General features: G+C 73.3%; 19 protein-coding genes. 8 read left to right on the forward strand and 11 right to left on the reverse strand.

Annotated elements, in window-relative coordinates:
* Positions 1-17: 17 nt before the first annotated feature.
* The 4 genes from chvE to IT780_RS18815 form a co-directional block, all read right to left on the reverse strand.
* Positions 18-1,145 carry a multiple monosaccharide ABC transporter substrate-binding protein gene (chvE, locus tag IT780_RS18800; RefSeq protein ID WP_199512899.1) on the reverse strand — a complete coding sequence of 376 codons (1,128 nt, stop codon included), beginning with the start codon at positions 1,143-1,145 and terminating at the stop codon, positions 18-20.
* Between the two features lie 117 nt (positions 1,146-1,262).
* Positions 1,263-2,750 carry an L-arabinose isomerase gene (gene araA, locus IT780_RS18805; protein WP_199512900.1) on the reverse strand — a complete coding sequence of 496 codons (1,488 nt, stop codon included), beginning with the start codon at positions 2,748-2,750 and terminating at the stop codon, positions 1,263-1,265.
* On the reverse strand, positions 2,747-3,415 hold the full coding sequence (locus tag IT780_RS18810; protein ID WP_199513090.1) for an L-ribulose-5-phosphate 4-epimerase: 669 nt from the start codon (positions 3,413-3,415) through the stop codon (positions 2,747-2,749). Before IT780_RS18810 ends, araA begins: the two co-directional genes overlap by 4 nt.
* A 371-nt stretch (positions 3,416-3,786) precedes the next feature.
* Positions 3,787-4,800: a LacI family DNA-binding transcriptional regulator gene (locus tag IT780_RS18815; RefSeq protein ID WP_233413072.1), complete on the reverse strand. Its 1,014-nt coding sequence runs from the start codon at positions 4,798-4,800 to the stop codon at positions 3,787-3,789.
* A 286-nt stretch (positions 4,801-5,086) separates the two neighbouring features.
* Between IT780_RS18815 and IT780_RS18820 the strand changes: the two genes are divergently transcribed.
* Entirely contained in the window at positions 5,087-6,613 is a 1,527-nt protein-coding gene (locus tag IT780_RS18820) for a DUF2252 domain-containing protein (protein ID WP_199512901.1), read from the forward strand.
* Between the two features lie 49 nt (positions 6,614-6,662).
* Positions 6,663-7,070 (forward strand): pyridoxamine 5'-phosphate oxidase family protein, encoded by a 408-nt coding sequence (locus tag IT780_RS18825; RefSeq protein WP_199512902.1) that lies wholly within the window; start codon positions 6,663-6,665, stop codon positions 7,068-7,070.
* A gap of 21 nt (positions 7,071-7,091) precedes the next feature.
* Here IT780_RS18825 and IT780_RS18830 read toward each other — a convergent pair whose 3' ends face one another.
* Complete coding sequence (locus IT780_RS18830) at positions 7,092-8,057, reverse strand: hypothetical protein (RefSeq protein WP_199512903.1); 966 nt, start codon at positions 8,055-8,057, stop codon at positions 7,092-7,094.
* Between the two features lie 111 nt (positions 8,058-8,168).
* On the opposite strand from IT780_RS18830, the gene IT780_RS18835 reads away from it, so the two are divergent.
* The 4 genes from IT780_RS18835 (at position 8,169) to IT780_RS18850 (ending at position 17,156) form a co-directional block, all read left to right on the forward strand.
* Positions 8,169-9,476 (forward strand): acyltransferase family protein, encoded by a 1,308-nt coding sequence (locus IT780_RS18835; protein WP_199512904.1) that lies wholly within the window; start codon positions 8,169-8,171, stop codon positions 9,474-9,476.
* The gene (locus IT780_RS18840) at positions 9,473-10,447 is read left to right on the forward strand and encodes a pirin family protein (RefSeq protein ID WP_199512905.1); all 975 of its coding nucleotides are present in this window, start codon (positions 9,473-9,475) and stop codon (positions 10,445-10,447) included. The genes IT780_RS18835 and IT780_RS18840 overlap by 4 nt, the downstream gene beginning before the upstream one ends.
* A 211-nt stretch (positions 10,448-10,658) precedes the next feature.
* The gene (locus tag IT780_RS18845) at positions 10,659-11,096 is read left to right on the forward strand and encodes a hypothetical protein (protein WP_199512906.1); all 438 of its coding nucleotides are present in this window, start codon (positions 10,659-10,661) and stop codon (positions 11,094-11,096) included.
* 720 nt (positions 11,097-11,816) lie between these two features.
* Complete coding sequence (locus IT780_RS18850) at positions 11,817-17,156, forward strand: hypothetical protein (RefSeq protein WP_199512907.1); 5,340 nt, start codon at positions 11,817-11,819, stop codon at positions 17,154-17,156.
* Here IT780_RS18850 and IT780_RS18855 read toward each other — a convergent pair.
* Genes IT780_RS18855 through IT780_RS18870 form a run of 4 tightly spaced genes read right to left on the reverse strand, consistent with a single transcriptional unit; the run spans position 17,105 to position 21,504 of the window.
* On the reverse strand, positions 17,105-18,208 hold the full coding sequence (locus IT780_RS18855; protein ID WP_307831249.1) for a GGDEF domain-containing protein: 1,104 nt from the start codon (positions 18,206-18,208) through the stop codon (positions 17,105-17,107). The two genes, IT780_RS18850 and IT780_RS18855, sit on opposite strands and share 52 nt — an antisense overlap.
* Positions 18,209-18,266: 58 nt before the next feature.
* On the reverse strand, positions 18,267-19,451 hold the full coding sequence (locus tag IT780_RS18860) for an ABC transporter permease (RefSeq protein ID WP_199512908.1): 1,185 nt from the start codon (positions 19,449-19,451) through the stop codon (positions 18,267-18,269).
* Complete coding sequence (locus IT780_RS18865; RefSeq protein ID WP_199512909.1) at positions 19,448-20,167, reverse strand: ABC transporter ATP-binding protein; 720 nt, start codon at positions 20,165-20,167, stop codon at positions 19,448-19,450. Before IT780_RS18865 ends, IT780_RS18860 begins: the two co-directional genes overlap by 4 nt.
* Positions 20,164-21,504, reverse strand: coding sequence for an efflux RND transporter periplasmic adaptor subunit (locus tag IT780_RS18870; protein ID WP_199512910.1), 1,341 nt, complete (start codon positions 21,502-21,504; stop codon positions 20,164-20,166). Before IT780_RS18870 ends, IT780_RS18865 begins: the two co-directional genes overlap by 4 nt.
* A 345-nt stretch (positions 21,505-21,849) precedes the next feature.
* On the opposite strand from IT780_RS18870, the gene IT780_RS18875 reads away from it, so the two are divergent.
* Positions 21,850-22,071, forward strand: coding sequence for a hypothetical protein (locus IT780_RS18875; protein WP_233413073.1), 222 nt, complete (start codon positions 21,850-21,852; stop codon positions 22,069-22,071).
* Positions 22,072-22,120: 49 nt separating this feature from the next.
* Here IT780_RS18875 and IT780_RS18880 read toward each other — a convergent pair whose 3' ends face one another.
* Positions 22,121-22,876 carry a L,D-transpeptidase family protein gene (locus IT780_RS18880; RefSeq protein ID WP_307831250.1) on the reverse strand — a complete coding sequence of 252 codons (756 nt, stop codon included), beginning with the start codon at positions 22,874-22,876 and terminating at the stop codon, positions 22,121-22,123.
* Between the two features lie 132 nt (positions 22,877-23,008).
* Complete coding sequence (locus IT780_RS18885) at positions 23,009-23,848, reverse strand: CAP domain-containing protein (protein WP_199512912.1); 840 nt, start codon at positions 23,846-23,848, stop codon at positions 23,009-23,011.
* Between the two features lie 287 nt (positions 23,849-24,135).
* Between IT780_RS18885 and IT780_RS18890 the strand changes: the two genes are divergently transcribed.
* A complete protein-coding gene (locus IT780_RS18890; protein WP_307831252.1) occupies positions 24,136-25,449 on the forward strand; it encodes an acyltransferase family protein in 1,314 nt (437 codons plus the stop codon).
* Positions 25,450-25,576: the final 127 nt, after the last annotated feature.

Genomic DNA, 25,576 nt, shown 5'->3' on the forward strand with positions numbered 1-25,576 from the left:
GATGGTGTCGGCGCCGGTCACTTCAGGTCGGCCTCGGTGTAGTAGCCGGAGTCGACGAGCTCCTTCTTGTAGTTGGTCTTGTCGACGATCACCGAGTCCAGCAGCATCGACGGGACGACCTTGACACCGTTGTTGTAGTCCTTGGTGTTGTTGGTCTTCGGGGTCTCGCCCTTCAGCACCGCGTCGGCCATCTCGACGGTGGTCTTGGCCAGCGCCCGGGTGTCCTTGTAGATCGTGCTGTACTGCTCACCCTTGATGATCGACTTGACCGACGCCTGCTCGGCGTCCTGGCCGGTGACGATCGGGTACGGCTGGCCGGCGGTGCCGTAGCCGTTGCTCTTCAGCGCCGACAGGATGCCGATGGACAGGCCGTCGTACGGCGAGAGCACGCCGTTGACCTTGGCGCCGCTGCGGTAGGTCGAGGTCAGCAGGTTCTCCATGCGGTCCTGGGCGACCTTCGGCTGCCAGCGCAGCGTGGCGACCTTCTTGAAGTCGGTCTGGCCGCTCTTGACCACGATCGTCTTGTTGTCGATGTACGGCTGCAGCACGCTCATCGCCCCGTTGAAGAAGAACGTGGCGTTGTTGTCGTCCGGCGAACCGGCGAACAGCTCGACGTTCAGCGGGCCCTTCGCGCTGCCCTTGGAGCCGTCGGCGTTGAGCACCTTCAGGCCGGTCAGCAGCGACGTCGCCTGCTGCACGCCCACCTTGAAGTTGTCGAAGGTGGCGTAGTAGTCGACGTTCGGGCTGTTGCGGATCAGGCGGTCGTACGCGATGACCGGGATGTTGGCGGCCTTCGCGTTCTCGAGCTGCGTGGTGATCGCGGTGCCGTCGATCGACGCGATGATCAGCAGCTTGGCGCCCTTGGTGATCTGGTTGTCGAGCTGCTGCGTCTGGGTCGGGATGTCGTCCTCGGCGTACTGCAGGTCGACCTTGTAGCCGAGGCCCTCGAGCGCCTTCTTGACGTTGTCGCCGTCGCTGATCCACCGCTCGGAGGACCGGGTCGGCATGGTCACGCCGATGAGCGCGCCCTTGTTGTCGGCGGCGCCGCCCTTCTGGTCGACCGTCTTCTCGGCGTTACCACAGGCGGCCATCGCCGCCGCGAGCGTCATGGCCGTGGCCACGGACGCAAGCCGGGTGAACTTCATAGTTGCTCCTTCTATATGGCTGCGATGGACGCGCACAGCGTGGGACGACTTTCCCGCACGTCCGATCAGAAGTGAACAGGTACGGACACTGTTGTTAGCGGGGTGTTACCTTTCCGATCATCGAGGGAACTGCCGGTAGTACGCCTGGTTCCACCGGACCCGGTCCGCGAAGTCGTGCGTGGTGGTGCTCTCGTCGATGACGAGCAACTCGGTGTGCAGCATGGTGGCGAAGTCGCGCAGCGTCTCCACGCCCACGGCCTGGGTCAGCACGGTGTGGTGCGGGCCGCCCGCGGTCAGCCACGACTCGGCCGACGTCGACAGCGACGGCGCGGGCTTCCACACCGCCCTGGCCACGGGCAGCTTCGGCAGCGGTTCGTCCGGCGGGGTCACCTCGATGGTGTTGGCCACGAACCGGAACCGGTCCCCCAGGTCGGCCAGGCCGATCACCACGCCCGGGCCCGCGGCGGCGTCGAAGACCAGGCGTACGGGGTCCTCACGGCCGCCGATGCCCAGCGGGTGGATCTCGCAGGACGGGCGGTCGGCGGCGATGCTGGGACACACCTCGAGCATGTGCGCGCCGAGGATCTTCTGCTCGCCCGGCCCGAAGTGGTACGTGTAGTCCTCCATGAACGAGGTGCCGCGTCCGGTGGCCGTACCCATCGCCTTCACGGCCGCGAGCAGCGCGGAGGTCTTCCAGTCGCCCTCGCCGCCGAAGCCGTAGCCGTCGGCCATCAGCCGCTGCACGGCCAGGCCGGGCAGCTGACGCAGGCCGCCGAGGTCCTCGAAGTTCGTGGTGAACGCGCCGAAGCCGCCGTCGGTGAGGAACGCGCGCAGACCGGCCTCGATCCGGGCGGCGTAGCGCAGCGAGTCGTGCCGATCGCCGTCGCGGGCCAGCTCCGGCGCCAGGGCGTACGCGTCCGCGTACTCGGCCACCAGGGCGTCGATCGCCGTGTCGCCCACCCCGTCCACGACCTTGACCAGGTCGTTCACGCCGTACGTGTTGACCGAGACGCCGAACCGCAGCTCTGCCTCGACCTTGTCGCCCTCGGTGACCGCGACGTCGCGCATGTTGTCGCCGAAGCGGGCGAGCCGCAGGCCGCGCAGGTGCGCGGCTCCGGCGGCGGCCCGGGCCCAGCCGTCGATCCGGGAGACGACCGTGGGGTCGGCGGCGTGCCCGGCGACCGTCTTGCGGGCCACCCCGATCCGGGTCTGGATGTACCCGAACTCCCGGTCGCCGTGCGCGGCCTGGTTCAGGTTCATGAAGTCCATGTCGATGGACGCCCACGGCAGGGCCTGGTTCAGCTGGGTGTGCAGGTGCAGCAGCGGCTTGCGCAGCGCGTCCAGGCCGGTGATCCACATCTTGGCCGGCGAGAACGTGTGCATCCACGCGATCACGCCCAGGCAGGCCGGATCGGCGTTGGCGTCGATCATCACCTGGCGGATCGCGCCGCTGTCGGTCAGCACCGGCTTGCCGACGATCTCGGCGCTCAGCCCGCCCGCGACGAGCAGCTGCTGGATCTGCTGCGACTGGGCGGCGACCTGCTCGAGGGTCTCCGGGCCGTAGAGGTGCTGGCTGCCGGTCAGGAACCAGATCTGCGGCTTCACTTGGCGGGCTCCTGTCCGTAGACGTTCTGGTATCGGGCGTACAGCGCGTCGATGTGCGCCTGGTCGATCGGCAGGGGCTCGCCGATCTGTCGGGAAATGTGCACGGTCCGGGCGACGTCCTCGCACATGACGGCCGCCTTGACCGCGGCCTTCGCGTCCCGGCCGATCGTGAACACGCCGTGGTTGCGCATGAGCACCGCCGGCGAGCGGTGCCCGCGCAGCGTCTCGACGATCCCCCGGCCGATCGAGTCGTCGCCGATCAGCGCGAACGGCCCCACCGGGATCTCGCCGCCGAACTCGTCGGCGATCATCGTCAGCACGCACGGGATCGCCTCGCCCCGCGCCGACCAGGCCGTCGCGTACGTGGAGTGGGTGTGCACCACCCCGCCGACCTCGGGCATGTGCTTGTAGACGTACGCGTGGGCGGCGGTGTCGCTGGACGGGCTCAGCTCGCCCTCGACGAGGTTGCCGTCGAGGTCGCAGACCACCATGTTGTCGGCGGTGATGTCCTCGTAGCGGACCCCGGAGGGCTTGATGACCAGCAGGTCCTCGCCCGGCACCCGGGCCGAGACGTTCCCGGCGGTCCAGACGACGAGCTCGTTGCGCGGCAGCTCGGCGTGCAGGTCGGCGACCTGCTGGCGGATCTCCTTGAGGACGCTCGCGATCACGCCGTCACCGCCTGCCGGCGGACCCGGGCGCGGCTCCGGTCGGAGACGGCCCGCCCCGGCAGGGCGCCGGAACCGGCGCCGGCCATGAGGGACCCGGACGGTGGGACGAACATGATCAACTACCTCCGCGGAGGGGGAACTGGCGTGTCACAGACCACATACCGGTCGGCGTGCGTCGAGTGTGAACGCTAACAATTCGCGTGTCAACGGGTCCACGGCAACAAGGTCGCAATCTTGCGGAAATGGCGTGGTGGTTGCCCGTCGGTGCAGGGCGGCGCGCCGGGCGGGCAGCTTTCCCGGGGCGGCGCCTCGCCCGGCACTGCCGTGCACGGCACCACCCGGCCGGGGGGTGCTCCCGGCGCGTGAGGTCAGGCGGGCGGGGCCACGCTGGCGCGGTCCACCAGCGTGGGCGCGATGACGACCCGCTCCGGCGTCGTGGTCTCCGCGGTGATCTGCGCGAGCAGCAGGTCCAGGCCCGCGTGGGCCACGGCGCCGAAAGCCGGCCGTACGGTCGTCAGCGGCGGGATGAAGAACGCCGCCTCCGGGACGTCGTCGAAGCCCACCACGCTCACATCCTCCGGCACCTTGCGCCCGCGCTCGCTGAAGGCGCGCAGCAGGCCCAGCGCCTGGTGGTCGTTCGCCGTGAAGACCGCGGTCACCTCGGGCATCCGCGCCAGCATCTGACCGGCGTCGTAGCCCGATGCGGCCGACCAGTCACCGGGTACCAGCGGCGGCACCTCGGCGCCCGCGTCCTCCAGGGCGGCCCGCCAGCCCTCGATCCGGCCGGCGGCGTCGTACCAGTCGGCGGGTCCCGAGACGTGCCAGACCGTACGGTGCCCCGCGGCGAGCAGCCGTTCCGTGGCCAGCCGCGCCCCCGCGGCCTGGTCGACGATCACCAGCGCGTGGGCCCGGCGCGGGTCGCCGTCGATCGTGACCAGCGGTACGCCGGCGGGCATGTCCTCGAGAGCGTCGTCGGCCGAGGCGACCGGCGCGATGACCACGAGCCCCGCCACGCGCTGGTCGAGGTGGCGCTCCACCGCACCGGCGATCGACTCCCGGTCGAGGCGGCCCACGCTCCCCACGCTCACGGCGAAGCCCGCCTCCGCCGCGGCCTGCTCGAACGCGGCCAGCAGCGACGCGGGGCCGTACAGCGTGCTGTTCTGCGCCACCACGCCGATGAGCTGGGATTTTCCGGTGACCAGGGCACGGGCCGCGCGGTTGGGGCGGTACCCCAGCTCGGCGATGGCGGCCCGGACGCGCAGCCGGGTCTGCTCGCGGACGTTCGGATGGTCGTTGAGGACCCGCGAGACGGTCTGGTGCGAGACCCCGGCGAGCCGGGCCACGTCGGTCATGGCCGGGCTGCGCGTCACCCTGACGTCCATCACCCACTCCATCCCGCCTGACGGCACCCGCTCGCCGGCACTGCCGGCAGGCCGGCGCCGCGCCGCACCCGCGGACGCGGCTTCACCGATCTCGGCCGGATCGTATCGCCGGTGGCCGGACGGCCGGACACCCGCTGTGCGTCCCCCGCTACGGACCCGCGATGCATTGTTAGCGATAACAAGATCGGCGTCAACCGGCGGCTGCGGTGAGGGCCCTCGCCGGGCGGCGCAGGAAGGCCACGGGGCAGCCTTCCTGATCTTCCCGCGGTGCGTAGGCTCGGCGGTGATGGACGCGCGCCCCGTTTCCCCGCCCGCCGCCGGTCCGGCGGACACCCCGCCGCCCGATGAGCAAGGTCCGGCGGAGGCTGCGCCGACCGACGGGCTCGGTCCGGCGGAGGCAGTGCCGCCCGATGGGCACATCGTGCTCGACGGCGGCCGGGACGACGGGTTCACGTCGCTGCGGCGGCCCGGGCGGCCGCGCGCCGAGCGCTACGAGCTGGGCCGGTCCCTGCGCGACCGCTCGCCCCGGTCGGATCTCGCGCATTGGAAACCCGCGGCCGGCCGGGCCGACCCCGTGGCTCAGATCATGGAGGCGCACGAGGGGCGCCTGGAGTGGCTCATTCCCGTACGGGTCGGGCGCATGATCGCTTCGCCGTACGCGTTCCTGCGCGGGTCGGCGAACATCATGGCGGACGACTTCGCGAGCCTGCCGCGTACCGGGATCACGCCGGTCATCTGCGGCGACGCCCACCTGGGGAACTTCGGGTTCTACGCCTCCCCGGAGCGGGAGCTGGTCTTCGACCTGAACGACTTCGACGAGGCGCACCCGGGCGCCTGGGAGTGGGACCTGCGCCGCCTCGTGACCAGCGTGTACGTGGCCGGGCGGCAGAACGGCTTCCGGGAGCACGACTGCGCCGACGCCGTGCAGCACTGCGTGCAGGAGTACCGCGAGCAGATCGGTCACCTCGCCGAGATGCCGCTGCTGGCCCGCTCGTTCGAGACGATCGACGTCGACGACCTGCGCAAGGCCGCCAGCAAGGCGAACTTCAAGGACGAGATCGAACGCGCCGCGCGGCGGGCACGCCGCCGGACCAGCGACCGGGCGCTGCCGCGCTTCACCGAGCAGCGGGACGGGACCGTACGCCTGGTCGAGGAGCCGCCGCTGATCACGCGCCCGACCGACGCCGACCTGGAACACCTGGCCGCGGCGCTGGACGGGTACCTGAACACGCTGCCGCCGCACTGGGCGCGGATCCTCGCCGGTTACCGGATCGTCGACATCGCGCACAAGGTCGTCGGTGTGGGTTCGGTGGGGCTGCGCGCGTACGTTGCCCTGTGCGAGGGCAGCAGCCCCGACGACGTGGTGTTCCTGCAGCTCAAGCAGGCCCGCCGCTCGGTGGTCGCGAAACACCAGCACGGCGCCGCCGCGTGGCACCGGCACCAGGGGCAGCGGGTGGTGGAGTATCAGCAGGCCCTGCAGACGGTCAGCGACCCGCTGCTCGGCTGGACCACGGTGGGTGATGTGCAGTACTACGTCCGGCAGTTCCGCGACATGAAGGGGGCGATCCTCGTCGAGGACATCAACGCCTCGGCGCTCGAGGACTACGCGGGGATCTGCGGCTATCTGCTGGCGAAGAGCCACGCCCGGACCAGCGGCGCGTCGATGATCGCCGGGTACATCGGGGGCAGCGACAAGCTCGACGAGGTGCTGTGCAAGTTCGCCCGCGCGTACGCCGACCAGGTCGAGAGCGACCACCACCGGCTGGTGGCGGCCGTCCGCGCCGGCGTGCTGCCCGCGGAGACGGTCCGATGAGCGCAATCCGGCACCGACGCACGGCGCGGGCGGGCGCGGAGGGAGTTCGATGAGCGGGCCGGTGGATCTGCACTCCCCCGCGCTGCTGGAATTCTGGACCGCGCGGCACCTGTGCACGCTGACCACGCTGCGCAAGGACGGCTCGCCGCACGTCGTGCCGGTCGGCGCGACGCTCGACGTTCCCGCCGGGCTGGTCCGGGTGACGGCGTCGCGCACCTCGGCGAAGGTGCGGCACGTTCTCGCCGGCAGCGGGCGCGTGGCGATCTGCCAGGTCGACGGCCGGCACTGGAGCACGATCGAGGGCGAGGCCGTCGTCCGCGACGATCCCGCGTCGATCGCCGAGGCCGAGCGCCGCTACGCCGAGCGTTACCGGCAGCCGCGCCCCAATCCGGCCCGGGTGGTCCTCGAGGTGACGATCACCAAGGTGCTCGGGTCGATCTCGCTGGGCGGAACCTGACCCAGCGGGCCTCGATCTCGCTCACTGGAAGCTGATCAACTCCGGCACGTTCTTGAACTTCAGCAGGTCCTTGGCGCCGTACCGCTTGATGTCCTCGTCGTAGAACAGCTTGTAGCCGAGGTGGAACTGCTGGGGACGGCGCAGCCTGTTCCAGGTCGCGTCCTTCTCCGAGCGGGTGCCGAAACCGTCGACGTGCTGCACCATCGCCAGGCCGGGCTGCTTCTTGATGCGGGCGACGTCGGGCAGCATCGACGAGCGGAACTGGTGCAGGACGAACAGCTTCTCGGGCAGGTTGTGCCGCTTCACGAGGCCGGCGACGTAGTCGGACACCCGGTTGACCTCGCCGGAGCCGACCTTGCCGATGGTCCTGCCGGGAACCTTGCCCTGGGGCATGCGCCACTCCGGGTCCAGGGCCAGCCCGACGTGCGGCTGGACGAGGAAGCGTTCCAGCTGTCGCGCCTGGGGCAGGAAGTCACCCCGGCCCGGCTGCAGGTCGAGGATCACCAGGACCCTGTTGCGCCTGGCCTGGTCGACGTACTGCTGGATCCTGGCCATCGGGATCATCTGGCTGTAGTCGCCGTCCCTGCCCGGGCCGGCCTGGGCGACGCTGGCGATCAGCTCGTACGCCACCTGCACCTTGCGGCCGCCGGCGAACGGTTTCGCGGCGGCACGCAGCTTGGGGAGCATCTTGTCCGGGGTGCCCTCGCCGAGCACGCCCAGCGTGGCGGTGCCGGCCGTGCCGTAGTACGCGACCACGCGATACGTCGGGAAGATCCTGGTGCCGCCCAGCGGAAGCTCGGGCGTCGATCCCGGAGCGGCGCTCGCCGAAGGCGAGGGACCGGCCGGCGCGGGAGCGGACGCCGAGGGGGACGGCGAGGTGGGAGCCGCCTGCGGGGTGGGTGACTCGTCGGTGCCGCAGGCGGTGAGGGCCGCCACGGCCAGAACGGTGACAGCACGGCGCACCAGCACATCGACCTCCTTGTCCACGGGCTCGGGCCACCCTACTGCGGGGCACCGGCAAGCCCGTCCTGCGTACCCGGGACAAGGTAGGTACTCGGGCTCATCCGCGCAGGTCGGCGCCACGAAAGAGTGGCTGCCATGACCTCCGCCACGCACCTGGCCGCCCGGACGCCGGTCACCCGGGACCGCTACGTCGACCTGCTCAGGGTCGCCTCGCTGGGCACCGTGATCGCCGGTCACTGGCTCATGGCCGTACCGGACGGGGACCGGATCACCAACGTGCTCGCCGTCGTCCCGATCCTGCAGCCGCTCACCTGGCTCCTGCAGGTGATGCCCCTGTTCTTCCTGGTCGGCGGCTTCGCGCACGCGACCGCGTGGAACTCCATCCAGCGTCGCGGCGGCGGCTACGCGGACTTCGTCCGGTCGCGGACCGCCCGGCTGCTGCGTCCCGCCGCGGTGTTCCTCGGCGTCTGGCTGGTCATCGCCCTGGGAGCAGCGCTGGCGGGACAGGACCACGGCATCGTGCGGGTCGCGCTGCGTACGGTCGTACAGCCGTTGTGGTTCCTCGGTGTCTATCTGGGACTTGTGGCACTCGCACCGGTCATGCTGCGGCTGCACCGCGCTTTCGGCGTACGCGTGCCGGTCGCATTGTTCGCCACGGCCGCCGTCGTGGACGTGCTGCGATTCGATGGGTACGCCGGAATCGCCACGCTCAACCTGCTCCTGGTCTGGGCCGCGGTGCACCAGCTGGGCTACCTGTACGCCGACGGCACGCTGCAGCGGTACGGCCTGCCCCTCGCCGTGGGCGGCATGGCGGCGCTGCTGGTGCTGACGACTGCGGGCCCGTACCCGACGTCCATGGTGGGTGTCCCCGGCGAAGCGGTGTCCAACATGTCCCCTCCCACGCTGGCCCTGGCCGCCCACGCGGTGTGGCTGACCGGCCTGGCGATGCTGCTGCGCGGCCCGGCGACGCGCTGGCTGGCGCGCGCCCGCGTGTGGCGTACGGTCGTCGCCGCCAACGGCCTGGCCATGACCGCCTTCCTGTGGCACCTCAGCGCGGCGTTTCTCCTGCTCGCCGTCTTCCGGTCGGGTATCGGCGGCGCGCCCGGCACGACGTCCTGGTGGCTGACCCGGCCCGTGTGGCTGGCGGCGGCCGGCGCGGTCACGGCGGTCCTGGTGTCGGCTTTCCGACGGTTCGACACGCTCGGACCGACGGCGATCTCGCCCGGGGCACCGGCGACGACGGCCGCGTTGGGAACGGCGTTGTGCACGCTCGGGGTGCTGGGAGTGTCCGCAGTGGGGTACGGCGGCCTGCTGACCGGCAAGACCGCGACGTTGCTGGTGGTACCGGTCACCGCGCCGATCACGCTAGCGATGATCGCGTTGGGGGCGGTTCTGCTGCGTCGTGAAAACCGTCGGAGGGCGGCGGTAGCGTCGAACGCATGAGCAACCTGCAGGCGGATCCCGAGGTCGGCGGCCAGGTCACCGAGGTGCATGTCACGACGGAGGTGCTGGAAGGCGCGCCGGTCGCGCTCGGCGGCCCCCGCGGCATGGAAGTCGTGCGCACCCTGCCGAACAAGCATCGGCGCCTGGTGGGCGCGTGGTGCTTCCTGGACGCGTACGGGCCGCACGACCTGACCACGGCCGCCGGGATGCGCGTCGGGCCGCACCCGCACATCGGCCTGCAGACCGTGAGCTGGCTGGTCCGGGGCGAGATCCTGCACCGCGACAGCCTCGGCAACCGGCAGGAGATCCGGCCCGGCAGCCTCAACCTCATGACCGCGGGACGGGGCATCTCGCACTCGGAGGAGACGCCCGGGACCCATGGGCCGGTGCTGCAGGGCGTACAGCTGTGGGTGGCGCTGCCCGCCGCCGACCGCGACGTGGCGCCCTCCTTCGACCACCACGACGACCTGCCGGTCCTGACCGGCCCGGGCCTGACCGCGACGGTCCTGATGGGCGACCTCGCCGGCGCCACGTCGCCGGCCCGCTGCCACACCCCGCTGGTGGGCGCGGAGCTCACCCTCGCCGCCGGGGCGGACACCCGGCTGCCGCTACGACCCGACTTCGAGTACGCGCTGCTCACGCTCGACGGCGAGGCGGCCGTCGCGGGCACGCCGCTGAAGCCCGGCCCGTTGCTGTATCTCGGAGCGGGACGGTCGTCGCTGTCGCTGTCGGCCGGGCCGGAGAGCCGGGTCCTGCTGCTGGGCGGGGAGCCGTTCGAGGAGAAGCTCGTGATGTGGTGGAACTTCGTCGGCAGGGAGCACGACGAGATCGTGGCGGCGCGCGAGGCCTGGGAGAGCGGCGGGGACGGGCGGTTCGGAACGGTCCGCGGGTACGACGGGCCGCCGATCCCCGCGCCGCCGATGCCGATCACCCGGCTGGTGCCGCGGGGGCGGGTCCGGCCGGTCTCCTGAAGCCGGCCGCCGGGCGCTTGCCGCCCGCGACGCGTCATCCCGCTTGCTGCCCGGGGGCGTCGCGTCCTTGCCGTTTGTGGTGGGTGCGGGTCCCGCCCTGAGGTGGGCCGGAAGTTCCACTTCGGGTCGTCGCACCAAGATGGCTTGACGGTCGTGGCGGCGCGGCGGATGGTCGGAGGAGACACCTTTCCCCGGCAGGCCGGAGGAGACGATGAGCCTGCTCGACGTGGGCAAACTCGCCCTCATCACCGTGACACCGACACTGCTCGGCGCGGCCGTGGTCTACGGGCCGCGACTGTGTTCCGCGGTCGCCCGCGCCTGGCCCGACCGCAAAGCGTCAGAGCCGCGCCCGGCCGGCCCGCCGATCGAACAACTCGCGGCCGACCTGCGCCGCCTGCTCCGCCTCCACGAGGCCCTCACCTACTCGGCCCACATCGCGATGCGCGCCCACCGGCTGTGGGCCGTCGAGGCGGCGATCGGCGTCCGCGCGGTCGAGGCCGCGCAGGCCCTCGACGTGCCGCATCGCGACCCGGAGAAACCCGGCGACCTGACCCGGGCGGAGCTTGCGGCGTTGTTGCACGGGCTGGCGGACGCGGGTCTGATGTTGCCGTCCACGGTCGGTCACTTCACGAAGGACGGCCGCCTCTGAGGACAGCTGCCGTTGTGTCTCGCGCGGAGTGCGGAGGACGGGCCGCCGTTGAGGACGGGCCGCCGCTGAGGACAACCGCCGCTGAGGACAACCGCCGCTGAGGACGACCGCCGTTGAGGACGACCGCCGTTGGGGACGGCCGCCTCCGAGCGGGGCGGTTCCGCGTTGTGGCGCGACTGAGATCGACGAGACCGACATGGGCGCGGCCGACGCCGGCCCCCACTGACGCACGCGAGGGCTGGGGTGAAACGGCGGCGGGTGCACCCGCCGCCGTTTCCGGCCCCGGCGGCGGTCAACGGGGGCGGGTTGCGCCTGCCGGGGAGTTCAGGGTGGACAGGGTCCAGGCGTCCAGCCGGCGCAGGGCCGTGCGGACGGTGGCGCGTACGGCGCCGAGGTCGAGGCGCGGCATGATCCGCTCCTTCCGATCCGTGTCGTGTATCCGTCACTTTCCGGGGCTCGATGTCCCCGGGAGGCCGGTACGGACGACCGGCGCAGGGCCGGTACGCGCGTCCGGCATCCGGGCCGGCACAGCGCCGGGCCGGCCCTTCGCCCTCCACGGTGCCACCTTCGCGGCCATGATCCGTACGCGGCCGGGGTGTCCCTCGACACGGTCACCGCGGGTAGCCGGCGACCGGACGTGGAATTCCTCAGTGGGTCATTAAGAATGGCTTAACTTCTGCGGTCGGCTACTCACCGGAAACATTCCGGGCCGTTCCTGGAATGGTCCAGCCCTCCGGCGGCCGTGGTGACTCTGCGTCAAATGCAGTGGACCTTGCGTACGTCACAGCACGGGAAATGAACCGCTCGGCGGCCGCGCCCGTACTGTGTGTCGACGGTGAACTCCCGGCGGGCCGCGGCGCCGGGCCGGCGGGCGGGCGCGAGGGGCGCCGGCCGTCGGGTGAAGCGCCTCCGCGGGCGGTAGCGCCGTACGCAAAACCGTGGTTAACCTTCCAACTCGACCGCGCGGAAGGTGCCAGGGGGCGCCCGGCGCGCGGACGCGTCGGCGAGGACGGGGGGACGGATGCGGCAACGGGCCGGCTCGGCGTACCCCGGGCCGTGGCGCGCCGGGGCGGGCCGATGAGCTACGAGGACGACGAGTACTGGGACTCCGAGTACGACGACGAGCGCCCCGTGCCGTACGCGGACACGACCGCTACGGCGCGTGATCCGTACGCGGATGCCGCCGTTCTCTCCCGCTGGGGTCCCGACACGCGGAAACCCCCGGAACCGCGCCGCGCCGCACCCCGGACGCAATACATCGAAGAAGATGACTTCGACGATTCGCCGGCCCATTCCCGTACGCCAGAACCGCCCGCCGCTGCGGCCGTCGACGAGCTGGCGGAACGCAGGCAGCGACGGCAGGCCGGTATTCAGCGTTCGCCCAACCGCGACAAGCAGATCAAGTCCGCGTTCGACGGCGAACGCCCGAGCTGGCTGGACGACCCGGACTTCGAGGAGGCGGACCTCGACGCCGCCCCCGTCTCGCCCGGCATGGACGGCTGGTCGATCCGCAGCCTCGACTTCGACGAGCTCGAGTACGACGACCGCGAATTCGACGCCTCCGACTGGGAGGCACAGCGCCGCTACGTCTCGGCCCAGCGCGCCCGCCGCATCGAGACGTCGTCGTTCTGGGACGAGGAGCAGCAGGACGAACCGGCCCGCCCCCGCCGCGGCCGCCGCAAGGCCACGCAGCCCGAGGCGCCCGTCACCGGCCGCGCCCGCGTCACCCCGCCGGAACCCGCCGAGGACGACCAGACCGAACCCCCGCGCGACGCTCGCCGCCCGCGGTCGCGCAGGCCCGAGGACATCCCGTACGCGGAAAAGCGCCCGCGCCGCCGCGACGGCTCCCGAGACGAGCACCCGCCGGCCGATCCGCCGCCCGCTCCCGGGCGTGGTACCGGCAGGCCGGCGCCTCCCCGCCGCGACGTTTCGCAGCCGGCCGCCTTCCGCCGCGAGGTGGAGCAGCCGGCCGCGTTCGGGCGCGACGTTTCGCAGCCCGCAGCCTTCCAGCACGAGGTTTCGCAACCCGCAGCTTTTCAGCACGAGGTGGAACAGCCAGCGTTCCCGCGTGAGGTCGAGCAGCCGGCCGCGTTCCGGCGGGACTTCGAGGAGCCGGGTGGGCGCCCTGCTGGTCCGCGTACCGAAGTCTGGTCGGACCTTCCCGACGAGCACGCGCCGTACCGTCCGGCCACTGAGACGCAGCCGGGCGACCGCACCGCGGAGCCCGAGGGCGACGGACCGCGCGTCCTGAGCCGGGCCACTCCCCCGGCGGCGCCGCGGATCATCAGCAAGGCGACCCCGCCCGCGGCTCCCAAGGTCATCAAGAAGGCGGACCCGCCGGCGCAGCCCCGCGTGGTCAACGCGCCGCCGCAGACCGCCCAGCCCCGCGTCGTCACCCCGGCCCAGCCCGCGGCGCCCGACCGGCCGGCCGCGGCACACGACCGCCCGGCTGCGGCGCCCGACCGGCCGGCTGCGGCGCACGACGACCAGGCCCGGCCGCCCCGCCCCGGCCGCGTCGGGTACATCACGTCCGAGGGCCCGATCATCCCGCCGGCTCACGGAGCCCGGGGTACGGCCGGAGTGCAGCCCGTCGTCCCGGAGCACGGCCCGGCCGGCGGCGAGACCTGGCCGCTCAGCCCAGCGGCGTTCACCAGGGGCGCGGACCAGCCCGTCAACCCCGCGGCGTTCGACCGAGGCCCGGGCCAGCCCGTCAACCCCGCGGCGTTCGACCGAGGCCCGGGCCAGCCCGTCAACCCCGCGGCGTTCGATCGTGGAGGCGAAGCGCCGGTCAGCCCGGCGCGGTTCGACGGGGGTGTCGGGCAGCCGGGGCCCGCCGTGCCTGCCGCCTATGCCGCGCCACCGACCGTGCCGGGCCAGCCGGGTACGGCTTGGGATGGCGACCGTTCCGGAGCTGGGCGTCCTACCGGCCCCGCCGCCTATGTGCCGCAGCCTGCCATGCCGGCCGCTGATGCTCCGCCCGTCATGCCGGCCGTTGCGCCGCCGGTCTCGCCAGCCGCCGGGCAGGGACCGGTCACACCGCCCGCCGCAGCTCCGCCCGCCGCCGCGTCGGCACCGGTCACGCCGGCCGCGGGACCGCCGGCGGTCTCTCCGGCCGCCGCGCCTCCGCGGGTCTCCCCGGTCGCCGGGCCGCCGCCGGTCATGCCGGCCTCCGCGCCGCCGGTCATGCCTGCTGCCGCGCCGCAGCCGGTGATGCCCTCGGCTCCTCCGCCCATCCGCCGTCCCGCGGCCGCCGCTCCCCCGCAGAGCCCGGTCGCGGACCGGCCCACGTTCACGCCGCCGCAGGGGTCGCCGGCGTTCAGCCCGTGGGCCGACCAGCAGCCGAGTGGCCCGCAGCCCGAGTACGAGGCGCCGGCCGCTTCAGCCGGAACGCCTTCGCAGCACGGATATGCCGCACCGCCCGCCGCAGCCGGAACGCCTTCGCAGCACGGATATGCCGCACCGCCCGCCGCGGCCGGGACAGCACCGCAGCACGGATATGCCGGGCCGGGCGCACAGCCGGGGCCGCCGGTCGGTGCGCACGGACGGTCGGCGGTCGAGGACGCCACGACGGCGGAGCGACCGATCGTGGGCGGTCCGCGTACGGCGATGATCCTGTCGACCGGCGAGCCGACTCCCGTCCCGCCCCCGCCGCGGCCGCCGTCGCGCATCGCCCCGGTCGGCGGTGCTCCCGGGCACGAGCACCCGGTCAGCGGGATGCCCGCCCACGCACGCCCGACCAGCGGCGCACCCGGCCACCAGCAGCCGGTCAGCGGGATGCCCGGACAGCAGCCGGTCAGCGGGATGCCCGCCCACGCGCGCCCGGCCAGCGGCGTGCCCGGACAGGAGCAGCCGGTCAGCGGGATGCCGGCGCAGGCGCGGCCGACCAGCGACGTACCGGCGCAGGAGCGGGCGCCCGGTCAGCACCGGCCCGTCAGCGGGACACCGGCCGTGGGTTCGGCGCCGCAGGCCGGCATGCCCGCGGTGGCGATGGGGCGGGCGGCCATCGACCCGCGCCTCGTCGGTACGCCGACCGACGAGATGCCGGCCGTCCGTCCGACCGGCCAGGCCCGGCAGGCGGAAGCGGCCCGGCAGGCGGAAGCCGCGCGCCAGGCCGAGGAGGCACGCAGAGCCGAACAAGCACGCCAGGCCGAAGAGGCGCGGCGAGCTGAAGAAGCACGCCGAGCTGCGGAAGCCCGCCAGGCACAAGAGGCACGTCGCGCAGAGGAGGCACGCCAAGCCGAGGAAGCGCGCCGCGTCGAGGAGGCCAGGCGGGCGCAGGCCACGCGCGAAGCCGAGGAAGCACGGCAGGCCGCGCAGCAGGCGGAAGCAGCCCGCCAGGCCGAAGCAGCCCGCCAGACCGAAGCGGCACGGCAGGCAGACGCAGCCCGGCAGGCAGACGCAGCGCGGCAGGCGGAAGGGGCCCGCCGGGCGCAGGAAGCGCGCCAAGCGGAAGAAGCCCGCCGCACTGAGGAAGCGCGCAGGGCCGAGGAAGCGCGGCAGGCCGAAGCGGCCCGGCAGGTGGAGGCGACCCGGGCGCTGCAGCGGGGCGGACCGGCGTCGGTTGCGCACCCCGTTTCGGTTGCTCCGCCCGCTACCCGGCCAGGTCCGAACCCGGCCGCGAACGCAGCGCCGATCGCTCGGCTGGCGACGTCCGGGCCGGACGGTCCGCGGAAGTATGCCGACTCCGATCTGGGGCCGACGTGGTTCGGGGCCCCGGCCAAGGCTCGCGATGAGCAGCCGGTACCGGCGGGCGAACAGGAGGCGGCGGGAGCGGCGGCCCCAGCCGGGGCGCAAGCCGGACCGGCGGCGACAACGCCGGCAGCGGCAGGCGGACCGGCCGGGACGCCGCCGACCGCGGCAGGTGCGCCGACTGGGACGGCGGCAGCGGAGACCGCGGCAGGTGCGCAGACTCAGACGGCGGCAGCCGAGACCGCGGCAGGTGCGCTGACTCAGACGGCGGCAGCGGAGAAGCCGACAGCGGGGACGCAAGCACCGGAAAGACCGACAACACCGCCAGGACCAGCAGCGGAGGCGGCGCCGGTAGAGCAGGCAGGACCGAGAGCCCCGGCAGAGCAGGCAACACCGGATGGGCAGGCAGCGCCGGAAGGCCTAGCAGCGGAGAAGCCGGCCGCACCCGCGGCAGAGCTCGAGACGGACGAATCGGTCGTCCGCCATCGCGAGGTCACGCCGGCGAAGGAAGCGGACCGGGGTGAGGCCGGTAACGGCGTCTCCATCGACCTGGATCTGACCGGGTTGATGAGCGGGCTCATCGGCGCCGCCACCGCCATCGCGCTGCAACCGGGCAAGGCCGCCGAGAACGCGGCTGCCGAGGCCGTACCGGCCCCGGAGGCCGACACGGACAAACGGCCGGCGGACACCCCGCAGCGCCCGAAGCCGGCCTCCAGCCGTGCTCCCGGCGTACCGAAGAAAGCGGAGAAACCGGAGCGCAAGCCGCTCGGACCGGAGGATCTCGCCGCGATCCGGTGGCGCCTGGATGGTGCGACCCTCAAGGAGGTCGTCGACGATCGGGACGCCCTGCGGGAGCTGGGTGAGCGGCTGGACGAGCCGCTGGCCGAGGAGCGGGACAACGTCGCCCGGGCCGGGCTGCTCAGTTTGCGGGCCGAGGTGTACCGGTTGCTGGACGAGCTGGGGATGGCGGCCGCTGCGAGCCGGTTGGCGCTCGCCCATGCCGAGTCCGCCGGGGATGTGCAGGCGATCGTGATCGCTCAGGCCGAGCTGGCGCACGTGCTGCGGTTGCGGGGCGATCATCAGGAGGCGGACCGGCTGTTCGAGCAGGCTGCCAGCGCGGATGTGCCCGACATGTTGCGCAGCGTCGTCCATGAGAATGCCGGGCGGAGCGCTTTCGATCAGGGGCGGCACATGGAGGCGCTCGATCATTTTGCCCGGGCCGTACGGCTGGGGTTGCCCGACGATCAGGAGCTCGTGCAGCGGATCGACGTCGCGCTCGAGGCGGTCTACATCCACGTGCTGCGGGACGGGTGGGGACCCTATCCCCGGCTGCGCCGCGAGATACTGGGGCTCGTCAGCTCGGCGGGGTGACCGGGGCGTACGCGGTCGACGTTGTGCCGGTCCGGTGCGGTGGCCGTACGGCCGCGGCCCGAGGTCTTGGCCTGGTAGAGGGCGGCGTCGGAGGCGGTGACCAGCTCGTCGACCGTGGCCGCGTCGCCGGGCAGGACGGCCACGCCGATGCTCAGCCGCGGCGGGCCGCCCGGGTGGTCCGTGGCGGCCGAGACCATCTCGCGGACCGTCTCCGCCACGCCGATCGCGGACGGGCGGTCCGTACGCAGCAGCATCACGAACTCGTCGCCGCCCAGGCGGGCCGCCACCCCGGTCTCCCCCACGGCGTGGCGCAGGGCGGCGGCGACGGTCTGCAGGGCGCGGTCACCCTCGGTGTGGCCGTACGTGTCGTTGATGGCCTTGAAGTGGTCCAGGTCGACCGTGACCAGCGCCAGGCTGCCGCCGGTGTCCGCCGCCCAGGTGCCGGCGTGGGCGAGGGACTCGGCGAAGAAGCGCCGGTTGGCCAGGCCGGTGAGCGCGTCGGCGTTGGCCTGTTCCTGCAACACCGCGCGGAGCCGGTCGGCGCGGGCGCGGAGGCTCGACACGACGATCGCCGTCATGGTCATCGCCAGGAGCATCGCGAACCAGTCGGCGAGGCCGCGGCTGACGCCGAGCAGGGTGAAGACCACCGCCGCGTGGCCGCCGAACACGAGGGCGAGGTTGAGGTGGATGAGGCGGCGGCCGAGGAAGTTCACCGCATACAGCACGGGCCACAGGTAGAACAGCTGGGAGCCGGTGCTGGCGTCGGCGGTGCCGAGGTTCAGCGCGGAGATCAGGCCGGTGGCGAGCACAGGCGCGGCGAACCAGAACGCGCGGGGCAGGGTCTCGGGGCTGCGCCAGCAGGTGATCCCGGTGACCGCCATGCCGATGGCGACCACGGTCACCGCGGCCGCGACGAACCGGGTGAGGTTCGGCGTCAGCAGGCCGGTGATCAGCGTGTAAGGGGCCGCGGCCAGGGTGAGGTACGCGACCGCGCGGGAGGCTCCGTGCAGGTCGCGCAGCTCGTATCCGGGGCGGTCCTCCCTGAGCAACACACCCCCAGATCGGCGCCCCGGCTCCGGACGTGAGCATTTGCCACCCCGGGCGACAAGATCACTCGGTGCGCAGGGCGACGACCGGGTCGAGGCGTCCGGCGCGCTGGGCGGGCACGACGCCGAAGAGGATGCCGACCGCCGCGGACACGCCGAACGCCAGGGTGAGCGACCACCAGGTCACGGCCGCGGGTACGGGCGTGAGCCGGTCCGCGAGCAGCGCGGTGCCGATCCCCAGCGCCATGCCGAGCACCCCGCCGATCGTGGTGAGCAGAACGGCCTCGAGCAGGAACTGCAGGCCGATGTCGCGGGGGCGGGCACCGACGGCCTTGCGCAGGCCGATCTCCCGGGTGCGTTCGCGTACGGACACCAGCATGATGTTGGAGACGCCGACGCCGCCGACGAGCAGGCTGATGCCGGCGATGGCGGCCAGCACGCCGGTGAGCACGCCGAGGATGTCGCCGAGCACGCCGAGGATCTGCTGCTGGGTGACCGCGCTGAAGTCGGTGTCGGGATGCCGTTCACCGAGCGCGGCCACGACGTCGGCGCCGAGCTTGTCGATGCGGTCGCGGTCGGGGGCGCGGATCGCGAGGGCGTCGATGCGGTCGGTGCCGAGCAGCCGCTGGGCGGCGGTGACCGGTACGTGCACCTCGTTGTCGCGGTCGACGCCGAGGCTCTGCCCGAGCGGCTCGAACGTGCCGATGACCCGGAACCGGACGCCGCCGATGGTGAGCTGCCGCCCGATCGGGTCGCGATCGCCGAACAGCGAGGTGGCGACCCCGGCCCCGAGCACGGCGACGCGCCGGGCGGTGTTGACGTCGGAGCGGGTCAGGTACGCGCCGCGGTCGAGGCGGCGGACGAACACCGTGGGCGTGGTCTCGAGGACGCCCTGCATGCTGGTGAAGGTCTGCCGGCTGCCGGCGCGCACGTTCTCGCCGGAGGCGACGGTGACCGCGACGCGGTTGCGGTCGCCGACGATCCGGCCCACCGCGTCGGCGTCGTCGAGCGACAGATTCGACACCGAGGGGGCGGCACCCGCCTCGAGGCGGCCCGGCACGACGATGAGCAGGTTCGAGCCGAGGCCCTCCACCTGCTGCTCGATCTGCTGCTTGGTGCCGGTGCCGATGGCGACGAGCGCGACGACGGCGGCGACGCCGATGACGACGCCGAGCATGGTGAGCACGCTGCGCAGCCGGTTGGCCCGCAACGCGTCGAGGGCGACGCGCCAGGCCTCCGCGAGCCTCACGAGCCACCGCCGGACAGGGCCGGGACCGCGCCGGGCGGGTCGGCGGAGACGATCAGGCCGTCGCGCATGACGATGCGGCGGCGGGCGCGGCCCGCCACCTCGGCGTCGTGGGTGACCAGCACCACCGCCACCCCCTCGGCGTTGAGCGACTCCAGCAGGTCCAGCACCGACTGGCCGGTGACCGAGTCGAGGTTGCCGGTCGGCTCGTCGGCCAGCAGCACGGACGGGCCGGTCACCAGGGCACGGGCGATCGCGACGCGCTGCTGCTCACCACCGGACATCTGGTTGGGCCGGTGGTCGATCCGGTGCCCGAGGCCGACGCGTTCGAGCAGCTCGGCGGCGCGGGCCCGGCGTTCCCGGCGGCCGACGCCCCGGTACACCAGGGGCAGCGCCACGTTGTCGCGGGCGGTGGTGCGGGCCAGCAGGTGGAACGACTGGAAGACGAAGCCGATGACCTCGTTGCGGAGCTTCGCCATCTCCGGCGGTGAGAGGGTGGCCACGTCGCGGCCGCCGATGACGAGCGTGCCGCCGGTGGGCCGGTCGAGGCCGCCGAGCAGGTGCATCAGCGTGGACTTACCGGAGCCGGACGTGCCGACGATGGCCACGTAGTCGCCCTGATCGACGGTCAGCGACACCCCGCGCAGGGCCGGCACGGAGACGCCGTCGAGGTCGTACGTGCGGCTCACGTCGGTGGCGACGATCGCGGGCGTGCTCACGGCAGGTCTTGCCCGGCGCTGACCTGGTCCGCGCCGGCGACGACGACCCGGTCCCCCGCGGTCAGGCCGGAGACCACCTGGACGGCGTCCTCGCCCTGCACGCCGAGCGTGACCGCGACCCGCTGGGCCTTGCCGTTCCGGACCGCCCACACGGTGTCGCGCCCGTCACTGGTGACGACCGCTCCGGCGGGCACGGTCACGGCGTCGACGGCCTGGCGTACGCGCAGCCGGACGATCGCGCTCATGCCGGGCCGCGGCGTGGGGGCGGCGCTGCCGTCGGCGTACGTGCCCTTGCCGAGCGAGAGGCGTACGCGGTACGAGACGCCGCCGCGCGCCGAGGTGGTGGGCAGCAGATCGGCGGCGCGCACCTTCGCCGGGTACGTGGCCCCGGTGGCGGCGTCGAGCTCGACGGTCCCCGTGCCGCCGGGCTTGACCAGCAGCACGTCCGTCTCGTCGACCTCGGCCGTGACCCCGAGCGCGCCGGTGTCGACCACCGTGAGGATCGGGGTGCCGGCGCTGACCGCTGCGCCCACGGGTACGGCCGCGTCGACGCCGGGCAGCGGTCCCTGGGCGGGGGCGGCGAGCGCGGACGGGTCGGCGTTGTCGATGAGGTCGGTGAGCGAGGGTGCGCTCGCGGACGCGGTGCCGCCGAGCTGGACGACTCCGGACACCGGGGCGCGTAGAGTCAGCGCGTCCACGCCCGCCGCGGCCAGGTCGTACGCCTGCTGCGCCTGGACCCGCTGGGCCGCGGTGAGCGCGTTGACCGCCTGGCTCACCCCGGCGACGCCGCGCTGCAGCGAGTCGACGGCTGCCGCGGCGGCCGAGGAGACGGCGTCGTACTGCTTCTGGGCCGCGGTGACCTGGGCGAGCAGGGCCTTGCGGAGGGTCTCGTCGGTGATCTTGCCGGCGGTCTCCCGCGCGGTGGTGAAGGCCTCGGTGGCGTCCGCGTCGGTGCGGTGGCGTACGGCGGTGAACCCGGCCGTGCCGCCGCCCGTGGGGACACTCCCGCCGGAGGTGGCGTCGAGCGCCTCGGTGGCCGCGTCGAGCCGCTGCTCGGCCGCCGGTGAGTCGACGACGGCCACGACCTGGCCCTTGCGGACCCGGTCGCCGCTCTCCACGCGCAACGCGGCGAGGGTGCCGTCGGCGGGCGAGCCGACCGTGGCGGCCGCGCGGGCGGTGACCGCGCCGGAGGCCTCGACGATCTCGGCGACGGTGCCGCGACCGGCGGAGCCGACGGTGACGCCGGAGGGTTCGTCGCTGCAGGACGCCGCGGTCAGCGGGGGCAGCAGAACGCACGCGAGCAGCAGGACCGTGGCACGCCGGGGGGATCGGGACACGCACGCCACTCTATGCCGGGCGGGCCGCGCGACGGCCGGGCCGGACGGCCGGGACCGGCGGCACCGGACGGCCCCGGCGGACCCGGCCGGGCGGCCGGTGCGGGCGACCCGAACGGCCGCCTGATCGATATCGGTCGTACGGAGCTGATACCCGTTTCGTGTCGGCTATCCGCGCCGGGGCTGGCGGACGCCCGACCGCGCGCACCACCCTGGCGTGCCAGCCTGGACGGAGCCGGAGCCCTCCGGCCGTCGCCGATGACTATCGGCCGTCGGTGTTGAACCGTGAGGCACCTCGCGCCCGTAGTGACCAGCACCGTGCCCGCCACCGTCCGAGGAACGTGACCCATGTCGCTGCATGTTCTGCCCAGCACGGCCGCCATGCTGCGCGCCGACGAACTGACGGTCGTGCACCACGACGACACAGTCAGCCGCTTCACGGACGTCTCGTACTCGCTGAGCCGCGCGGGCCTGCGGGTGCTGACCGCGGACGGCGACGAGAAGGCCTTCCCCGGCCACGACGTGCTGACCACCCACGTCCGCCTCGCCCACGGCGACCTGGCCGCCTGACACAACGACGGCCCGCCGGAGCGGGCCGTCGTTCGTCCGAGCCGGTGGGTCAGGTGCCCGGGCGGCGCCCGATGACCTTGACCCGCATGCCGATCTTGCCGATGCCGTAGTACGCCTTCGCGTCGGAGCCGAGCAGGTTCACGCAGCCGTGCGAGCCGCGCCACGCGTCGTGCAGGTACGTGGTGGTCTGGTGGAAACCGATCCCGCCGACGAAGCGCTGCCAGTACGGCATCCACACCTCGTACGGGTTCGACCACTCCTTGCGCGTCCGCTTGTTGATCTTGTAGCTGCCGGTCGGCGTCCGGTAGCCCTTCATGCCGCTGCGGATCACCGTCGGCTTCCGGTACACCCGGCCGCTGCGCATGACCCACGTGGTCTGGTGCGTGAGGTCCACGCAGAATGTGGTGCCGGTGCGCCGCGCGTGGCACGCCGACGTCTTCGTGGCGGCCAGGCGCTTGGCGACCCCGTACGTCGTGGGGCCCGCGAGCCCGGCGGCCGGCTTGATGCCGTACCGGCTCTGGAACTTCTTGATGGCCTTGCAGTCGGCGGCCGACTGCCTGCCGTCGACCGTGACGGCGCCGAAGCCCCCGAGTTTCTTGAGGTAGCCCTCGACCTGCTTCTGATACCTGCCCGTCGAGCACGAGGCCGCGGCGGCCTTCGTGACGACGACGGCTGCGACCGGCGTCGCGCCGACGGCCCGGGGTACGGCGCCCGCCGTACCCGGGGTCAGCGCGAAGGCGCCGAGGCTGCCGCCGACCGCCGTCGCCACGACGGCGGCGGCGAGGCGCGCGGAGACCCGCTGCACTCCCAAATCGTCCTCCCCAGGAGATGGTGTGACGCACATCGAAGCACACCGGTGCTCCGGGGAGGGTCGGCCGCACGACCCTGGCACGGAACCGGTACGTCGGACCCGGCCGTGCGAGGCTCGTGCGGGCGGTCACTGCGGGGTGGCGAAGTCCTGCACCCAGTACGGCGTCCGGTCGGCGGAGAACGCCAGGCCCACCCCCACCTGGTGCAGCCGGCAGTCGAGGATGTTCTCGCGGTGCTCGGGGCTGTTCATCCAGCCGTCGACGACCTCGTACACGCTGTCCTGACCGCGCGCGATGTTCTCGCCGAAGCGCGACCACTCGTAGCCCGCGGCGGCCACCCGCTCGCCGGCCCGGTCGCCGTTGGGGTCCTCGTGCGCGAAGTAGCCGCGGCGGGCCATGTCGGCCGCGTGCCGGTTGGCGGCGACGATCAGCCGGCGGTCGACCGTGACGTCGTCGCAGCCGGCCCGCCGGCGCTCCCGGTTGACCAGGTCACGGGCCTGCCGCTGCACGTCGCCGTCCGGGTCGGAGGACATCGCCTGGCTCGCCGTGACGTCGCGGTGCGCGCCGGAGACGGAGTCGGGCTGCTTGGCCGGGGTCCGCGTCGGCGACGCGGCGGGCGCGGGGTCGTCCGCGGCCGGGCGCGCCGGCGTCGGGCCGCCGGCCGCCGGCTTGGGGTCCTCGGCCGCCGGCTTCGGGTCGTCGGCCGCCGGCCCGGCGGTCACCGGACCCCCGGGCCGTGCGGGCGCCGGGCCGGTGGCGGGCTCACCCTGGTCATCTGGCTCCGCCGGATCGGGTACGGCCACAGCACCGCTGGGCAGGTCCGGGACGGCGGGACCGTCCGGCACGGCGATCGACGGCACCCCGGGCAGCTCCGGAGTCGTCTCGGCACCGGCGCTCGTGGCGACCATGATGCCGCCGGCCAGCACCGCCGACACCGCCACGGCGACCACAACAGCAGGCTTGCGCATGGGTGTCCCCCGCTCCACGGCGCCGCGCCCGGTGCACGCCGCCCTCGGGGGGTACCAACGCCGGCGTGGCCCGGGCGGTGACACGCGGCGGGTCCGGTACCGGCCGGGCGTATCCTCCCGGAAAGGACTGGGTGACCTGCGGTTTCACCGCCCCGGAGGCGGCGCGGGCGATCGCACAATCGCACGGACAAATGCGACACTTCATTCGTCCGGGGTAATCCGCGCGGGCGTACTTGCCGTCCACGCGGACGGTCCCCGCGCCCCACGGCCGTGGCTACCGTGTCGCGGTGCGCAACCGCTACCTGGATCTCCTCCGGGCCGCCGCCATCGTCCGGGTCGTCATCTACCACCTCTTCGGCTGGCCGTGGCTGTCGATCCTGCTGCCCGCCATGGGCATCATGTTCGCGCTGGCCGGATCGCTGACCGCGGCGTCGCTCGACCGCCGTTCCGCGGGCAGCGTCATCACCTCCCGGCTCCGCCGGCTCCTGCCGCCGCTGTGGCTGCTCGGCGCGATCGCCGTCCCGGCCATGCTGTACGCCGGGTGGGCGCAGCAGGACGGCGGTGACGACCCGTGGAGCTGGAAGCTGGGACTGTGGCTGCTGCCCGTCGGCGACCCACCGGGCAGCCACGCGGGCATCGACGCGTGGGAGCCGCTGTGGTACATCCGGGCGTACCTGTGGTTCGTCCTGCTGTCACCGGCGCTGTACCTGGCGTACAAGAAGGTGGGCTGGGCCGCCGTGATCGCGCCGGTGGCCCTGCTGGCGGCGCTCGACAAGACCGGTTTCTCGCTCCCCTTCGGCCGGGCCGACTCGGCGATGTGGGACTTCGCCACGTACGGCGCCTGCTGGATCGCGGGCTTCGCGCACCACGACGGCCGCCTGCACCGTCTGCGCCCGGGCCTGGTGGGCCTGGCGGCCGTCGTGCTCGGCGGCGCGGCCCTGTACTGGCTGCACGGGCACGCCGGTGACGAGGGCTGGGACCTCAACGACGTCCCGGAGGCGCAGGCACTGTGGTCGCTGGCGTTCGTGCTCGTGGCGCTGCATTGGCGGCCGGACATGACCTGGCTGGCGTACCTGCGGCCGGTCGACCGGGCGGTGAACCTGCTGAACTCCCGCGCTGTCACCGTCTACCTGTGGCACAACATCGCGATCGCGGCGATCTGGCCGGTGCTGACCTTCCTCGCCCTGGACGACCTCGGATCGATGGAGGGGCCGGTCACGCTCGGGGCGACGTTCGCGCTGACCGCGGTCGCGGTGCTGGCGTTCGGCTGGGTGGAGGACCTGGCCGCACGCCGCCGGCCGCGGCTCTGGCCCGCCACCGCCTCGCCAGGCATGCCCGCGAGTGCCGCATTGCCCGAGGCTTCCGCATCGCCAGAGGCTTCTGCGCTGCCCGACGCTTCCGGCCCGCAGCAGGGCTTCGCGTCACAGCAGGGCTTCGCGCCGCAGCAGAGGCCGTTGCGCGCTGAGATGGGGCCGCTTCCGCCGCCCGTACCGCCGCCGCCCATCCCGCCGCCCCCGGTCCCGCCGGCCCGCAGGGCGCCGGCACCGCAGGAGGAGCCGGCCGCGATCTCCTGGTTCGCCGGCGATCCCGACCCGCGCTGAGCCACCGCGGCCCGGCCTCGGCCCGCGCCGGGCCGCGGCCCGGTGGGTCACGCCGCGCCCGGTGGGGACCTTCTCTCCGGGCCGCGGCGAGACTGGAGTGAAAGGTTCTCGCCAACGGGCCCTAAAT

The organism is Nucisporomicrobium flavum (assembly GCF_016464385.1).
In the GTDB taxonomy this organism is placed as follows: domain Bacteria; phylum Actinomycetota; class Actinomycetes; order Mycobacteriales; family Micromonosporaceae; genus Actinoplanes; species Actinoplanes flavus_A.

Coding starts and splice junctions, on each gene's coding strand:
- chvE (WP_199512899.1), bottom strand. CDS start 1,145: ATGAAGTTCACCCGGCTTGCGTCCGTGGCCACGGCCATGACGCTCGCG.
- IT780_RS18815 (WP_233413072.1), bottom strand. CDS start 4,800: ATGGACGTCAGGGTGACGCGCAGCCCGGCCATGACCGACGTGGCCCGG.
- IT780_RS18820 (WP_199512901.1), top strand. CDS start 5,087: ATGGACGCGCGCCCCGTTTCCCCGCCCGCCGCCGGTCCGGCGGACACC.
- IT780_RS18825 (WP_199512902.1), top strand. CDS start 6,663: ATGAGCGGGCCGGTGGATCTGCACTCCCCCGCGCTGCTGGAATTCTGG.
- IT780_RS18835 (WP_199512904.1), top strand. CDS start 8,169: ATGACCTCCGCCACGCACCTGGCCGCCCGGACGCCGGTCACCCGGGAC.
- IT780_RS18840 (WP_199512905.1), top strand. CDS start 9,473: ATGAGCAACCTGCAGGCGGATCCCGAGGTCGGCGGCCAGGTCACCGAG.
- IT780_RS18845 (WP_199512906.1), top strand. CDS start 10,659: ATGAGCCTGCTCGACGTGGGCAAACTCGCCCTCATCACCGTGACACCG.
- IT780_RS18850 (WP_199512907.1), top strand. CDS start 11,817: ATGGTCCAGCCCTCCGGCGGCCGTGGTGACTCTGCGTCAAATGCAGTG.
- IT780_RS18875 (WP_233413073.1), top strand. CDS start 21,850: ATGTCGCTGCATGTTCTGCCCAGCACGGCCGCCATGCTGCGCGCCGAC.
- IT780_RS18885 (WP_199512912.1), bottom strand. CDS start 23,848: ATGCGCAAGCCTGCTGTTGTGGTCGCCGTGGCGGTGTCGGCGGTGCTG.